This window comes from Vibrio pelagius (genome assembly GCF_024347575.1).
Classification (GTDB): Bacteria; Pseudomonadota; Gammaproteobacteria; order Enterobacterales; family Vibrionaceae; genus Vibrio; species Vibrio pelagius.
Genome location: NZ_AP025503.1, coordinates 2,603,542 through 2,619,708, shown reverse-complemented (window position 1 = coordinate 2,619,708; position 16,167 = coordinate 2,603,542). Strand labels below are relative to the sequence as shown.

The following is a 16,167-nucleotide window of genomic DNA, read 5'->3' as shown; positions in this document are numbered from 1 at the left end:
GTGACTAATTAGGCAAAAATAATGGGACTTTCGTCTTAACTTGCTATGTTGGTCAAAATGATAAGATTTTAATTAATCGTTAAATTTGCTACTATACCGCCCACAGTTTGGCCTCTCTGATGCCGATCATCAATACAAATTGAATGACGAAAATGGCAATGGAGAGCCAAGTTTCCAAGGATGTTCACCGCTTTATTTTACTAACAATTATGAAGGAAGGTGGTGGACCGCAATGAGAGGAAAAAAGTCGTGCTTGAAGCCTACCGTAAACACGTCGAAGAACGTGCTGCCGAAGGAGTTGTTCCAAAACCACTAGATGCCGAGCAGGTTGCTGGCCTAGTTGAACTTCTAAAGAACCCACCTCAAGGTGAAGAAGAGTTCATTCTTGACCTACTAGAAAACCGCATTCCACCAGGTGTAGATGAAGCTGCTTATGTAAAAGCGGGCTTTTTAACAGCTATCACCAAAGGTGAAGTAACATCACCACTTGTTAGCAAAGAGAAAGCAGCAGAGCTGCTAGGTACTATGCAAGGTGGTTACAACATCGAGTCGTTAGTTTCACTTCTTGATGATACTGAACTTGCTCCTATTGCTGTTAAAGCACTATCGCACACATTACTGATGTTTGATGCTTTCTATGATGTAGAAGAGAAGGCCAAGGCAGGTAATGCTTCAGCACAACAAGTACTTCAATCTTGGGCAGACGCAGATTGGTTTACTTCGAAAGAGAAAGTTGCTGAAAAAATCACAGTAAAAGTCTTTAAAGTCACTGGTGAAACCAACACCGATGACCTATCTCCAGCACCTGATGCATGGTCTCGTCCAGATATTCCAGTACACGCAAAAGCGATGCTGAAAATGGAACGTGACGGCATTAACCCTGATCAACCAGGCACTGTTGGCCCAATCGCTCAGATTGAAGAGCTGCAAAAAGACGGTATCCCACTTGCGTACGTAGGTGATGTCGTTGGTACGGGTTCTTCACGTAAGTCTGCGACGAACTCAGTACTTTGGTTTATGGGGGAAGATATCCCATACGTGCCGAACAAGCGTACTGGTGGTGTTTGTCTGGGTGGTAAGATCGCTCCAATCTTCTACAACACAATGGAAGATTCAGGCGCACTGCCAATCGAACTAGACGTACAGAAAATGAACATGGGCGATGTGATCGATATCTTCCCATACGAAGGCGTTGTACGTAAAAACGGTGAAGTGATCTCTAGCTTTGAACTGAGCAAAGTGCTGCTTGATGAAGTTCGTGCTGGTGGTCGTATTCCACTTATCATCGGTCGTGGTCTAACTAGCCGCGCTCGTACTTCTCTTGGTCTAGAAGAGACTGATCTGTTTGCTAAGCCAGTCGATCCATCTGCATCTGATAAGGGCTACACGCTCGCTCAGAAGATGGTTGGTAAAGCATGTGGTGTTGAAGGTGTTCGCGCCGGTCAATACTGTGAGCCTAAAATGACCACAGTTGGTTCTCAAGATACGACAGGCCCTATGACGCGTGATGAGCTTAAAGACCTTGCATGTCTTGGCTTCTCAGCGGATCTAGTGATGCAGTCTTTCTGTCACACATCGGCATACCCGAAACCAGTTGACGTAAACACGCACCACACGCTACCTGATTTCATCATGAACCGTGGTGGTGTTTCATTACGCCCAGGTGATGGTGTTATCCACTCATGGCTAAACCGTATGCTTCTTCCTGATACTGTAGGTACAGGTGGTGACTCGCATACTCGTTTCCCTCTAGGTATTTCATTCCCTGCGGGTTCTGGTCTGGTTGCATTCGCGGCTGCGACAGGTGTGATGCCTCTTGATATGCCAGAATCTATCTTGGTTCGTTTTAAAGGTGAAATGCAGCCGGGTATCACGCTACGTGACCTAGTACATGCCATTCCTCTATACGGCATCAAGCAAGGTCTCCTAACCGTAGAGAAAGCAGGTAAGATCAACGAATTCTCTGGTCGTGTACTAGAAATCGAAGGTGTTGAACACCTCTCTGTTGAGCAAGCGTTCGAACTTTCTGATGCGTCTGCTGAGCGTTCAGCGGCGGGTTGTACTGTTAAACTGTCTAAAGAATCTATCGAAGAGTACCTAAACTCAAACATCGTTATGCTTAAGTGGATGATCGCTGAAGGCTACGGTGATGTTCGTACTATCGAGCGTCGTATTACAGCAATGGAAGAGTGGCTAGCAAATCCAGAGTTGCTGTCTGCAGATCCAGATGCTGAATACGCTCACGTTATCGAAATCGACCTTGCTGATATCGATCAGCCAATTCTATGTGCACCAAATGATCCAGATGATGCTCGTCTTCTTTCTGACGTTCAAGGCACTGAGATTCAAGAAGTGTTCATCGGTTCTTGTATGACCAACATTGGCCACTTCCGCGCCGCTGGTAAGATGCTTGAAGAGTTCAACGGTTCTTTAAGCACACGTCTATGGGTGGCTCCGCCAACTAAGATGGATAGAGATCAGCTAACAGAAGAAGGCTACTACGGTATCTTCGGTCGTGCAGGGGTTCGTATCGAAACTCCGGGTTGTTCACTATGTATGGGTAACCAAGCTCGAGTTGCAGACAAGTCGACCGTAATGTCTACGTCTACGCGTAACTTCCCGAACCGTTTGGGTACAGGTGCGAACGTATACCTAGCGTCTGCGGAGCTGTCTGCTGTTGGTGCCATTCTAGGTCGCATTCCAACGAAAGAAGAGTACCTAGAGTACGCAGAGAAGATTAACGCAACGGCAGCTGATACGTACCGTTACCTGAACTTCCATAAAATGGGTCAGTACACAGAAAAAGCCGATACGGTTATTTTTCAGCAGCCAGCATAATCGCTGACTGATTGAGTCACTGACAGAACGCCCTCTATTTGCAGAGGGCGTTTTTTTATGTCTGAATGCTGGGTGACGAGCCCCTCGATCTATTGATCACTTCACTATATACTCTCGCCTCATTTTTACCCTGTCTCAGTTACTGCGTGGAGCCACTATGGAATTCGAATTTACAAGAAACACTTTGATGGGCGAGTACTACGTGAAATGCAGTATGGGGCACGAGATCGTTGGACGTTGGCTCCAGGAAGAGATTGGCAAAGACAAAAGCAAAATCGATCAGGTGTTAGCACTTATTGAAGCGTCACGCACTAACTTTAGTGATGAACGCTCTATGGTCGGCAAAGAGATCACTTTATCGATTAATGAAGATGAAGTAACAATTCAAGAGAATGTACTTGGTCACGACTATGAAATGGAAGAGGGCAGCGAGTTCGATTTTTACAACAGTGAAAGCTTATCAGTTTGTGGAATTGATGACTTCGAGCTTTTAATAGAACGCTGGGTCGATTTCTTAGGGTTGTAGAGTATTAAAACAAACGCATTGCCCAAATATAGAGCAATTTGATACCAGCGCATTAAGATAGTGAAAAGGCCGCACCATTATGGTGCGGCCTTTTTCGTTATTGGCGTTGCGTGAACATCAAAGTGTTTAATATCAATAGTTTAACTTTTTGGCACGCTACTTGGATTATAGAAAGAGTATTAACGGACTAAGTGAAAAATCTAAGGAACGATTATGAAACTCATCAATGCCATAGTGAAACCATTCAAATTAGACGATGTAAGAGAAGCGCTATCTGATGTCGGTATCGAAGGTATGACTGTATCAGAGGTCAAAGGTTTTGGTCGTCAAAAAGGCCACACGGAGCTGTATCGTGGTGCGGAATATCAAGTTGATTTCCTTCCAAAAGTAAAAATAGAAATCGCTACGCAAGCAGAAAATGTAGATCGCGTTGTTGAAGCGATTAGCCAAGCGGCTCACACAGGGAAAATTGGTGACGGTAAGATTTTTGTGTACGACCTGAGCCAAGCAGTACGTATTCGTACAGGTGAAATGGACGCAGAAGCACTTTAAGAATTCAAGGACTGGAGAATTTAATATGGAACTTTTAACAACAGTAACGGAGTTACGTTACGCACTAGACACTTTTTTCTTCCTCATTTCAGGTGCGTTGGTAATGTGGATGGCGGCAGGTTTTGCAATGCTTGAGGCAGGGCTTGTACGTTCAAAGAACACGACTGAAATCCTAACCAAAAACATTTGTTTGTATGCAATTGCATGTACTACTTACCTAGTGGTTGGTTACAACATCATGTATGTCGACAATGGTGAAGGCGGTTGGTTGCCATCTTTTGGTGCACTGATTGGTACACAAGGTGAAGGTGCGGATCACTCTTTAGAGTCTGACTTCTTCTTCCAAGTTGTATTCGTTGCAACAGCAATGTCAGTCGTATCTGGTGCGGTTGCTGAACGCATGAAACTATGGTCATTCCTAATCTTCTCTGTAGTTCTGACAGCGTTCATCTACCCAATGGAAGGTTACTGGACATGGGGTGGCGGTTTCCTATCTGAAGCTGGCTTTAGTGACTTTGCAGGTTCAGGTATCGTACATATGGCAGGTGCAGCAGCAGCTCTAGCTGGCGTACTTCTACTAGGTGCTCGTAAAGGTAAATACGGTAAAAACGGTGAAATCTACCCAATTCCTGGTTCAAACATGCCACTAGCAACATTAGGTACATTCATCCTGTGGTTCGGTTGGTTCGGCTTTAACGGCGGTTCTCAGCTAATGGTATCGGACTTCGAAAACGCAACAGCAGTGGGTCAAATCTTCCTAAACACAAACGCAGCAGCAGCCGCAGGTGCAATCGCAGCACTACTCGTGTGTAAGACAACTTGGGGTAAAGCAGACCTAACCATGGTATTGAACGGTGCGTTGGCTGGTCTAGTGGCTATCACAGCGGATCCACTATCGCCATCACCTCTATTCGCAGTTGCTATCGGTTCAGTTTCTGGTGCGCTAGTGGTATTCAGCATCATCGCTCTAGATAAAGCTAAGATTGATGATCCAGTAGGTGCTATCTCAGTACACGGTGTGTGTGGTTTCTTCGGTCTAATGGCTGTGCCACTAAGCAACGCTGACGCAACATTTGGTGCTCAACTATTCGGTGCTGCAGTAATCTTTGCTTGGGTATTCGGTGCAAGTCTAGCAGTGTGGGCAATCCTAAAAGCAACAATCGGTATCCGTGTAAGCGAAGACGAAGAGCTAGAAGGTATGGATATGCACGACTGTGGTGTTGGTGCTTACCCAGAGTTCGTATCTGTGAAGTAATATTTACAAAGATTTACATTTAACCTACTTGAAACCTGCTCGGATGAGCAGGTTTTTTTGATCTTTAACGTTGTGTTTCACTAGTCGTTAAATATAATAATGAAACTGATAAATATTATCATTTGTATGTCATAAAAGGATTGAACCAATGAAAAAACTGCTAACTCTTTCTGCTTTAGCTTGTGCAACAATCGCACCTACAGCTGCAATTGCGGCAGAAGAAGTGAACGTATACTCTTACCGTCAACCTTTCCTTGTTGAGCCAATGTTCAATGAGTTCACAAAAGAAACGGGCATTAAAGTAAACGTTAAGTTCGCGAAGAAAGGTCTAGCAGAAAAGCTAGCACAAGAAGGCGAGTACAGCCCAGCTGACGTTATCTTAACTGTTGATATCAGCCGTCTTTCTGAGCTAACTAAGCAAGGTCTTGTTCAATCTGTTGAGAGTGATGTACTAGAGAAGAACATTCCTGCTCAGTACCAAGATACTGACAACGAATGGTTTGCACTTACAACTCGTACACGTAGCGTTTACTCTTCACGTGACCGCGTTGGTCGTCTAGGTGAAGACTTCACTTACGCAGATCTAGCTAAGCCAGAATTCAAAGGTAAAATCTGTACTCGTAGCGGTAAGCACCCATACAACGTATCTCTAGTTTCTTCTATGATTGCTCATAAAGGCGAAGCTGAAACTAAAGAGTGGCTAGAAGGCGTTAAAGCAAACCTAGCTCGTAAGCCTCAAGGTAACGACCGTGCACAAGTTAAAGCTATCAAAGAAGGTCTATGTGACGTTTCTCTTGGTAACAGCTACTACCTAGGTAAGATGGTTAACGATAAAGAGCAAAAAGCTTGGGCTGATGCTGTTTACATCAACTTCCCTAACCAAGAGACGACTGGCACTCACGTAAACATCTCTGGTATGGCAATGGCGAAATACTCTCCAAACAAAGAGAACGCTGTTAAGCTAATGGAATTCCTAGCAGGTAACACTGCACAAGGTATGTACGCTGAAGTGAACTACGAATACCCAGTAAAAGCGGATGTTAAACCATCTGAGCTTGTAGCATCTTGGGGTGAGTTCAAAGCAGATACAATTTCTCTAGACGAGATTGCTAACCACCACGAAGCGGCAATCAAACTTCTAGATGAAGTTAAATTCGACCTTTAATTTCATTGATGTAGGCTGCGGCCTAGATTGATTAACAACCTCAAGTTCCTACTTTATGGACTTGAGGTTGTTTTGTTTTTAAGCAAGTCACTTTTTGATACAAAGCAACGCCTAGAACTGGTGAGTTCTGAGCTTCGCGCCTTGCAGTCACAGTGCGATATCGGTATAACTACCCTTAGTTTTTAAAAGGATATGAGATGTATTTTCAAACGCATTTTCGAGTTATCCCTCTCCGTTGTAATTAAGCGATGAAACAAAAGAATTATATATGGAACACCAGTAGTGGAGTGATTGCTTTGCTGCTGGTTTTTCCGATCTTAGCGATATTCACAACCGCTGTTGGTGAAACGGATGAGCTCTTCTCTCATCTTATGTCTACAGTGATGCCTACCTACGCCTACAACACAGTGGTTTTAGTGTTCGGTACCATGTGTTTGTCGTTGATTTTTGGTATTCCCTCAGCGTGGATCATGGCAATGTGCCGTATCCCTGGCGAGCGGGTCCTTCAATGGGCGCTAGTACTTCCTCTAGCGATGCCTGGTTACATCGTAGGTTATATCTTTACCGATTGGTTTGATTTCGCTGGACCAGTGCAGATTCTGCTGCGTGATATCACAGGGTGGGGGCCGGGTGAGTATTGGTTCCCAGATATCCGAACCCTAAGCGGTGCGATTATTGTACTTTCTTTGGTTCTATATCCTTATGTGTACCTGCTATGCCGTGCTGCATTTATGGAGCAGAATGTTTCTTTGTTGCAATCTGCTCGACTCCTGAAGTGTTCTCCATGGGAAAGTTTCCGTCGTATTTCTCTGCCTTTGGTTCGCCCGTCGATGGCGGTTGGCCTATCCCTTGTTGCAATGGAAACCGTAGGTGATTTCGGTACAGTAAGCTACTTTGCGGTTAATACGCTAACTACTGCGGTTTACGATACTTGGCTTGGTTACTCTAGCCTCACGGCTGCTGCCAAGATCTCGGCTATCATGCTAGTTATCGTGATCTTGTTATTGAGTTCAGAGCGCTACAGCCGCCGCAAGCAGAAGCTATTTCAAAACCAATTCAATAGCCGAGAAGATTTCCGTTATCAGTTGAACGGTTGGAAAAAGTGGTTAGCACTGTTCTGGTGTTGGGGATTGGTTTGTGTCGCTTTCTTATTCCCGTTAGGTCAACTACTTATCTACGCGTACAAATACTTCGCTCAAAGTTGGACTGCCGAGTTTAGAGAGTATGCGATGAACAGTTTAAATGTCTCCGTTCTCGCCGCTGTGATTGGTGTGCTGGTGGCATTGACTGTTAACTTCAACCAGCGAGTGAATCCGGGCAAGCGTAACCTTGCTTATATGCGTCTCTCTTCTATGGGCTACGCGGTACCAGGAACGGTGCTGGCTATCGGTGTTATGGTTCCAGTTCTGTTTATGGATCACTTGGTGAATGATATTGCCAAAGCGATGGAATGGGGCCGTCCAGGCCTTATCTTCTCTGGCTCAATGTTCGCACTTATTTTTGCGATGGTGGTGCGTTTTTCGGCCGTCGCCATCGGCAGTATTGAAAGTAGCCTGAGTAAGGTTTCTCCATCATTGGATATGGCGTCGAAAACTATGGGCTGTAACACCAACCAGATGTTACGCCGAGTACACCTTCCTTTGATTAAGCGTGGGGCCTTAATCGCTGGTTTGCTGGTGTTTATTGAATCAATGAAAGAACTGAATGCAGCACTGTTACTGCGTCCATTCAACTTTGAAACGCTTGCGACCTATGTTTATAACTACGCCTCGGATGAGCACCTTGAACTGGCCGCAATGCCTGCGGTATTACTGGTTCTTGTGGGATTGATTCCGCTTATCATCGTTAACCGTTCTTTGGAGCAAAAAAACTAATGAGTTGTGCATTATCAATTAAAGACCTGACTTGTAAGTATGAGTCTCAGACGGTTTTAGAGTCTCTCTCTTTAGAGGTTGAGCACGGTGAGATTGTATGTCTGCTTGGTGCCAGTGGTTGTGGCAAAACAACCTTGCTAAAGGCGATTGCTGGTCTGCTTCCGCTGAGCAGTGGTGTCATGAACCTTAATTGCCAAACCATTGATGATGGTAAAAATTGGTTACCACCAGAGCAACGTAACATTGGCATGATTTTTCAAGATTATGCGCTCTTCCCGCACCTAACGGTAAATCAAAACGTGGCTTTTGGCTTGCGAGATCTTTCTGAGAAGGAGAAGCAGGCTAAGGTTAGAGAGATGCTTGAGCTGGTTCACCTTGATGAGTACGGCGAGCGCTACCCTCACCAACTATCAGGCGGTCAACAACAACGCGTCGCTATCGCACGCTCATTAGCTTATAAGCCTGATCTGCTGCTACTTGATGAGCCGTTTTCAAATATCGATACTCAGGTTCGACATGAGCTGATTTCTCAGATCAGAAAGATCTTTAAGAAGCAGGGTGTTACCGCGATCTTTGTAACGCACAGTCGTGAAGAAGCTTTTGCTTTTGCTGACAAAATGGCCGTGATGAACAACGGTGTTATCGAACAATACGGTTCTGCTTCGGAGTTGTATTTCCACCCTTCGAGCAAGTTTGTTGCTGACTTCTTAGGTGGCGGTAGCTACCTGAATGCGCAGCGTATCTCTGAACATGAATTTGAAACTAGCTTAGGTGTGGTTGAGGCAAAATCTCAAACGGACATCGAGTTGGGCAATGACTGTGAGTTGTTGTTGAGACCTCAGCATATCTTGGCTAGCTATGAGCAAGACAGCGCTATCTCTGTATTGGAGCAGCAGTTTATGGGAGACCATTGCCGTTATGTGATTGAAGCGCATGGTCAGAAACTGCTGGCGACCTCTTCTGAAGCACTGGAAGTCGGCATGCCAGTGACAGTGAAAGTCGATACCAAGGGCGTTCTTGCTTTCTAAGCTGTTCGTTTAACAAACAATCTCATGTGAATAAAAAAGCCCAGTATCAAACTGACTAAGTAGGATACTGGGCAAGCGTTCTTCACCTATAGGGTTAAATCTAGGTATAAAACCCTTCCTTAAGGAGTTACAAAGATAGGAAGGCTTTCATGTTTTGAAGAACACGTTCAGCAGTGTCTTTATCTTCCATTTCTGCAAATATACGCAGCAACGGTTCGGTTCCTGAGAAGCGAGCAATCACCCAGCCACCATTCTTGAAGTAGACTTTTGCTCCATCTTCGTAGCTGACTTTTTCAATCTCATATTCAAACTCTGGTAGCTGTTTCTCTACATAAATCTTGGTGTATAGCGCCTCTTTTTGAGAAGGTTTGAACGTGCAATCCCCCTCGGCTGTGTATGCATAACCGTACTTTGAGTAGATCTCATCCAGCAGCTCTGAGAGCTTCTTGCCTGTTACACTGATCATCTCAACCAACAAGCTTGAAGCGAATACGCCATCTTTACCCTTGATGTGCCCACGAATGGTCAGGCCGCCTGAGCTTTCGCCACCAATCAGAGAGTCATCCGCTTCCATTTGAGAACTAATGTGCTTAAAGCCTACTGGAACCTCAAAGCTCTTTTCACCGTGGTCAGCGGCGACTTTATCGAGTAGGTGAGTAGTTGCAATGTTCCGCACTACCGAGCCTTTCCAGCCCTTGTATTCCAGTAAGTAGTAGTAAAGCAGCAGTAGCACTTCGTTAGGGTGAATGAAGTTACCTTTCTCATCGATAATACCTAGGCGGTCAGCATCGCCATCGGTGCCAATACCGATGTCATAGCCTTCAGCCGCAACCAAGTGTTTCAAGCGATACAATGTTGCTGCGCTCGGTGAAGGCATCAAACCGCCAAAGTCTGGGTTTTTACCGTCGTTGATCACGTCCACATCACAACGGCCGTTGATAAGAACAGTTTGAAGCGCATTTTTAGCTACACCAAACATAGGATCAATCAGAACACGAAGGTTGGCTTTCTTGATCGCGTCGATATCGATGAAGTTGATGATCGAATCAACAAAGTCGTTCATCGGGTTGATGATTTCGATCTCTTTGTCATTTAACGCCTGTTCGAAATCGACGCGCACAACGTCTTCGCTAGTTAGCGTAGCAATCTGCTGTTCGATTTTTTCGGTGATGACCTCATCAGCATCGCGGCCACCCTCGATGAATACTTTAATGCCGTTGTAATCTGCCGGGTTGTGAGAGGCAGTGATACATGCCGAATAGGTACAGCCCATTTCTTTCGCTTGGAACATCACGATCGGTGTTGGAACAAACTTGTCGATGAAGCTGACTTTGATGTTGTTGGCAGCAAGTACTTCAGCAAACCAGCAGGCTGCTTTATCAGATAAGAAGCGACGATCGTAGCCAATTACAAAGCCATTTTGTGCCGCATCTTCATCATTGATGATGTTAGCCAGTGCTTGAGCGACCAAGCGGACGTTATCGCGAGTGAACTCTTCACCTATGAAAGCGCGCCAGCCACCCGTACCAAATTTAATCATGTGAAAATCCTTTGAGTTTCATTGCCTCAAGTCACTTATGACCTGAGGCAAGAGCGATTGGTTAAATTACGCGATTAGCCTAGAACGACGACAACATCGTTCACGCTGCCTTCTGCCTGAACTGGGATAGCACCTTCGACTGCTTCGCCATTGATGGTGATAGACGCCACCCCTTTGCTTACTGCATTCGGGTTCTGTACCGTGATGTTGTATGTCGCACCACGCCATTGGCGAGTCACTTCAAACTCTGGCCAATCTGTTGGGATACAAGGATCTACGGTTAAGCCTTCAAAGCCAGTACGAACGCCAAGAATGAAGTTGGTTACCGCAAAGTATGCCCAACCAGAGGTACCGGTTAACCAAGGGTGGTTAGCACGGCCATGGTCTTGGTGGTCTTTACCCATGATGAACTGCACGTACGAGTACGGTTCTGCGTAGCGTGTTTCAATCATGTCGTTTTGGTTGTATGGGTTAAGTGCATCGTAGAATTTCATTGCACGGTCACCACGACCAAGTTTCGCTTCTGCTACCCAAGCCCATGGGTTCGGGTGAGAGAAGATTGCGCCATTCTCTTTTACGCCTTGGTAAACGCGAGTGACGAAGCCGATATCATCGTTTGGTGTCGCAAATGATGGAGAGTTTAGGTGCAGGCCGTATTCAGAGAATAGATTCTCATCAACAGCATCCATCGCCTTCTCGCCACGCTCTTGAGAAACTGCGCCAGATAGAACTGCCAGTGTGTTTGACTCTAGGTGTACACGACCTTCAGCTTGTTGCGCAGTACCGATCTTATCGCCATCTTTTGTTAGACCACGGATGTACCAGCCACCTTCGTCATCCCACAGGTGTGTTTCACACGCTTCACGAACGTTCGCGGCCATTTCAGTGTATTTCTCAACATCAGCGTCGTTATTGCGGAATTTAGCGAGATCTAGGAACTCTTGTAGAGCCCAGAAGTGTAGGAACGACACCATAGATGACTCACCGCCACCTAGGTTCAGACAGTCATTCCAGTCAGCACGTAGACCTTTACAGATACCGGTTTGACCAACGTATTCTGCCGAGAAGTTCAGTGCTGCTTTCATGTGTTCGTAGACAGTCGCTTCACCGCCGTCTGCGTAAGGAATTACTTCATCAAAGAACTCATGTTCACCGGTTTCCATCACGTATTTGATGATGGTTGGTACGATCCATAAATGATCATCAGAACAGGTGTCTTCAATGCCGTGGATCTTGTCGTCGTCTGATGGCGTCGGCACTACCGTTGGTGATTTCGAAGGCTTAACATCCGCTTTCTCTGGATCAAACCAGTCAGGATCGAATAGGTGTAGGCCGTAGCCCGCTTTAACTTGGCCGCGTAGTAGGTCGACAATGCGCTTACGTGTCATCTTAGGGTTTGCGTGAGGTACAGAGATAGCGTCCTGAGCGGTATCACGGTAGCCAAGACCAGTACGGCCGCCCACTTCAATGAATGATGCAAAGCGCGACCACACTACACAAGTCTCTGCTTGGTATAGTGTCCAGGTGTTGATCATGGTATCTAAGCCTTCGTTTGGAGACTTAACTTGGAACTTGTTGCAACGCTCGTCCCAGTGATCTTTGATTCCTTGGAACGCAGCATCTACGTTTGCAGTGTCTTGATATTTCTCACGTAGGCGCTCACCGTTGCCTTTGCCGATACCTAGTACGTAAGCAAAGCGAACTTCTTCGCCTGGCTGAATGGTAAATTGCTTATGCAGAGAACCACAGTGGTTGTAACAGGTTTGCGCGCTGTTCGAACATTTACCATTTTCAACCGCAATTGGGTTCGCTTCATCGCGGTACATGCCAAGGAAGGTGTCACGCTGACCGTCGTAGCTGTCTGGTGAGAAGGTGGATGCTAGGTAGTAGAAGCCTTCAAAGTCGTTAGTGTTGTAGTAGAGATCGTATTCAATTACACCTTCTTGGTAAGACGTGCCCGCAGAGTACAGAGACATCTGGTGGTTTTGGTTGTCTGATTGGATGTGGCTGAACGAGAACTCTACAAATGAGAATGTGCTGATAGTACGTGGCTTATCAGTGTTGTTCTTTAGTACAACGTCCCAAACTTCTGCATCTTCGCCCTTTGGAACGAATAGCGTTTTGGTTGCGGTAATGCCGCTGTATTCACATTTGAACTTTGAGTATGACAGGCCGTGACGAACCTCGTAGTTGGCTTCGTCGAGGCTTTTAGCCACTGGCTGCCAAGAGATAGACCAGTAATCACCTGTCTCATCATCACGCAGGTAGACATAGTGTCCCGGACGATCAAAGGTGCCGTTGGGACGGAATTTAGTAACACGGTTATATTCTGGTGAGTTGTAGAACGAGTAACCGCCAGCGTTGTGTGATATGACCGTACAGAACTTCTCGGTACCTAAGTAGTTAGTCCAAGGTGCCGGTACGTCTGGGCGAGTGATGACGTATTCGCGATTCTCGTTGTCGAAATAGCCGTATTTCATTGTTATTTCCTTTTTAACAAACTGCACTCCGGCAGTTAATCTTACAAATATTGATTCAGAGCCTCGTGGCTATGTATCCGAAATTAATGGGTTTTCTAGTGTTCTTACCAAGGTGAGCGGTAGTGAATATCTAACCGTTCAAGCAGAGGTAAGTGACCTTTTAAGCGGGATAGGTAATCCAGCCAGTTACGATTGTTCTTGTGGGTCCAGCATCCTTCCGCTAGTGCGCTGATCCGAGGGAATACCATGTAATCCATACGCTGTTGGTGGGTAACAATTTCACACCAAAGCGCACACTGAATGCCGCGAATTCGTTTTCGAATCGGGTCAGTGTCAGAGATCTCCGCGAGTGGCTCATAGTTGTAGGCTTGTTCCAGTGGAATCACTGAAGCCCAGTCGACACCAGGTTCTTCTGGTGCAAAATCTTGTGTCATGTCGAGGTAAGTGAATTGAGCTGGTTGCAGCACCACGTCAAAGCCTTGTCTAGCACAATTGACAGCGGCTTCTTCACTTAGCCATGAGTAGATGATGGTCTCTTTGCTGACCTTGTCGCCGTGTTGTGCTTCTTCCCAGCCGACCATTTTTTTACCAAGCTGTTTGAGCTTGTTTTCGGCATAGCGGAATAGGTGACCTTGCAGCTCTTTACTGTCTTGATAACCGTGTTCTTTCATTACTGCTTGAGCTGCAGGACTGTTTGTCCAAACGCCATGTGGCACTTCATCGGCGCCCATGTGGATAAGCTTGTTTGGAAAGAGAGCAGCGACTTCTTCGATAACAATATCTAGGAACTGATAGGTGCCTTTAAGCCCTGGGTTAAGTACGTTATCGGTATAGTGCTGAATACTCTTGTATGCGGTTGTATCTTCCTGCTCAACCAACATCTGTGGTAGAGATTTGATTGCTGCTCGGCAGTGACCCGGGATATCAATTTCTGGAATCACTGTAATGCCGCGCTTTTCGGCGTAGGCGATCACTTCACGAATCTCTTGTTGGGTGTAATAGCCACCGTAGCGCTGTGCCAGATGGGTATATTGAGGTTCCAGTGCTTCATTAAGACCGCGCCATGCGCCAATGTCGGTCAGTTTAGGCAGCTGTTTTATCTCTATGCGCCAACCTTCATCGTCAGTGAGGTGCCAGTGGAAAACATTAAACTTGTATAGGGCGAGCTGGTTGATTAAACGCTTCACATCCTCTAGTGAGTGAAAGTGGCGTGCACAGTCGAGCATCATCCCGCGGTATTTAAATCTTGGTTTGTCGACGATTTTGCAGCATGGAACTGAGAAAGACTCCACACCTTGCTGATCAATAAGTTGAATCAGGGTTGCGGCTGCATGGATAAAACCACTTTGACTACCGGCTTCTGCTGTTATGGCTTCCTCTGTTACCGTGAGTTTATATTCAGCATCATCGAGTGTTGGGTTGGCTCTAAATGTAATGGCACCCACCTCTTGCTCAGGCAGTGATAGCTCGAAATGGGTGCGCAATTCTTCTTTCAGCCACTCTCCACCATCGCTTGCCAGTGCAGAGGTGATAGCGAGCGCTGTGTTTGGGTTTAGAGGGAAGAGCCCGTTTTGTATTGTGACTGAGTTTGGTTGTGGGATCAGCGCCAATGGCGCGGCATCAACCTGAGGAACTTCAGTGCGTTCGCGGTAAGGAGAGGCCAGAACAATTGGGGAAATATCTACGGGTAAGATTTGCGTTTCATTATTAGTGTGAGTTTGGACAAACGCATCGTTTAAACCGTCCGAAAGAAAACGGAACGGAGCACTCTGAATACTGAATTCAAAGTAGTAGTGATTATTGGCTTTAAGTTCGCAGTCATTCGGCGTGTACGTGCAGTAGCTACCTACCTGAGTCAGAGTGCCTTGCGATAAGCTCTCTGGAACAATAAAACGATCAAAGGCAAAGTGTAGCGACCATGTTTTGATGTCGGCATCACTTAAGTTGTGTACGGTTAGACCAAAGCGGCAGTTTTGCTTCTGTTCTGAGAGAACGGCTAAGTCAATGCGGTAATTCATATCACTTCCCTGTTAAGTCTATTAGTACAAGTTGTGTTCGGGCTTGCCAGCAAACATCAACGCACCTTCGATGGCGTCGAATTGAGGCTGTACAACCCATTGCTGAACAACGGGAGAGAGCCAAGGCAGAATACGTTCAGCGATACTGCCCATTAGGCACACTTGATTGGCTCCTTTTCGGTGGAGGGCATTGATAAACATCTCGATGTCAGCTGCAGTTTGTTTGAGCATCTCAATCGCGAGCTCATCCCCTTCGTTAGCGAGTTGAAAAATCACCGGGGAAAACTGACCGTAGTCTTTTGGTATGGCGGTCTTTGACCATTCAACAATATTGTCGACGTCATTATCGAAGTGGTTCATGACGTGTTGGCACAGTGATGTTTTTGGGCGAATACCGTCTTCTGCAAGCAGCACTTGCTGGATAAGTCTCAGTCCCATCACGGCACCACCGCCTTGGTCTGAGATTGGGAACTCACGACCACCAACGACGTGTTGATCCCCATCTTTGAGCAAGATGCCACATGAGCCTGTACCACCAATCATGATCGCGCCGTCTTGCCCGTTGTGCGCGCCAACACAAGCACCATAGGCATCGGTATTTAGGGTGATAGAGGCAAAAGGGTGGTCAATTTGCATAAAGCTCAACCAAGCCGCTTTTTGTTCAGCTCCCGCAAGTGCTAGTCCGACATGCATCTTAGAAAAGTCAGACTCCGTTAAACCGCCTTGTAGAGCGGCATCACGAATAGCAGCTACGATGGACGCCATCGCAATATCAGTACCAAGAAGAATATTGGCGCTGCCGCTTTTGGCTTCACCAATAAATTGGCCTTCAGTGTCACGGATTCGAGCTCGGCAAGAGGTGCCGCCGCCATCAATACCAACGTAGTACAT

11 protein-coding genes are annotated in these 16,167 nt (G+C 46.2%); 7 read left to right on the top strand and 4 right to left on the bottom strand.

Annotated elements, in window-relative coordinates; all coding sequences use genetic code 11:
* Positions 1-249 precede the first annotated feature (249 nt).
* The 7 genes from acnB to vsple_RS11360 all read left to right on the top strand — a co-directional run bounded on the left by acnB (position 250) and on the right by vsple_RS11360 (position 9,238).
* Complete coding sequence (gene acnB / locus vsple_RS11390; RefSeq protein ID WP_261882064.1) at positions 250-2,838, top strand: bifunctional aconitate hydratase 2/2-methylisocitrate dehydratase; 2,589 nt, start codon at positions 250-252, stop codon at positions 2,836-2,838.
* A 157-nt stretch (positions 2,839-2,995) separates the two neighbouring features.
* Positions 2,996-3,364 (top strand): YacL family protein, encoded by a 369-nt coding sequence (locus tag vsple_RS11385; RefSeq protein ID WP_255229954.1) that lies wholly within the window; start codon positions 2,996-2,998, stop codon positions 3,362-3,364.
* A gap of 213 nt (positions 3,365-3,577) precedes the next feature.
* A complete protein-coding gene (gene glnK / locus vsple_RS11380) occupies positions 3,578-3,916 on the top strand; it encodes a P-II family nitrogen regulator (RefSeq protein ID WP_255229955.1) in 339 nt (112 codons plus the stop codon).
* Positions 3,917-3,941: 25 nt separating this feature from the next.
* Positions 3,942-5,171, top strand: coding sequence for an ammonium transporter (locus tag vsple_RS11375; RefSeq protein ID WP_255229956.1), 1,230 nt, complete (start codon positions 3,942-3,944; stop codon positions 5,169-5,171).
* Positions 5,172-5,319: 148 nt separating this feature from the next.
* Positions 5,320-6,336, top strand: a complete 1,017-nt coding sequence (locus vsple_RS11370) for a Fe(3+) ABC transporter substrate-binding protein (protein WP_032551510.1) — start codon at positions 5,320-5,322, stop codon at positions 6,334-6,336.
* A gap of 248 nt (positions 6,337-6,584) precedes the next feature.
* A complete protein-coding gene (locus vsple_RS11365) occupies positions 6,585-8,210 on the top strand; it encodes an ABC transporter permease (protein WP_261882063.1) in 1,626 nt (541 codons plus the stop codon).
* The gene (locus vsple_RS11360) at positions 8,210-9,238 is read left to right on the top strand and encodes an ABC transporter ATP-binding protein (protein ID WP_261882062.1); all 1,029 of its coding nucleotides are present in this window, start codon (positions 8,210-8,212) and stop codon (positions 9,236-9,238) included. Before vsple_RS11365 ends, vsple_RS11360 begins: the two co-directional genes overlap by 1 nt.
* Positions 9,239-9,365: 127 nt before the next feature.
* Here vsple_RS11360 and vsple_RS11355 read toward each other — a convergent pair whose 3' ends face one another.
* The 4 genes from vsple_RS11355 to vsple_RS11340 form a co-directional block, all read right to left on the bottom strand.
* The gene (locus vsple_RS11355; protein ID WP_261882061.1) at positions 9,366-10,778 is read right to left on the bottom strand and encodes a phosphoglucomutase/phosphomannomutase family protein; all 1,413 of its coding nucleotides are present in this window, start codon (positions 10,776-10,778) and stop codon (positions 9,366-9,368) included.
* Positions 10,779-10,852: 74 nt separating this feature from the next.
* Entirely contained in the window at positions 10,853-13,258 is a 2,406-nt protein-coding gene (locus vsple_RS11350; protein WP_261882060.1) for a glycoside hydrolase family 94 protein, read from the bottom strand.
* A gap of 104 nt (positions 13,259-13,362) precedes the next feature.
* Entirely contained in the window at positions 13,363-15,276 is a 1,914-nt protein-coding gene (locus vsple_RS11345; protein ID WP_261882059.1) for a beta-N-acetylhexosaminidase, read from the bottom strand.
* A gap of 21 nt (positions 15,277-15,297) precedes the next feature.
* Positions 15,298-16,167, bottom strand: coding sequence for a glucosamine kinase nucleotide-binding domain-containing protein (locus tag vsple_RS11340; RefSeq protein WP_255229962.1), 870 nt, complete (start codon positions 16,165-16,167; stop codon positions 15,298-15,300).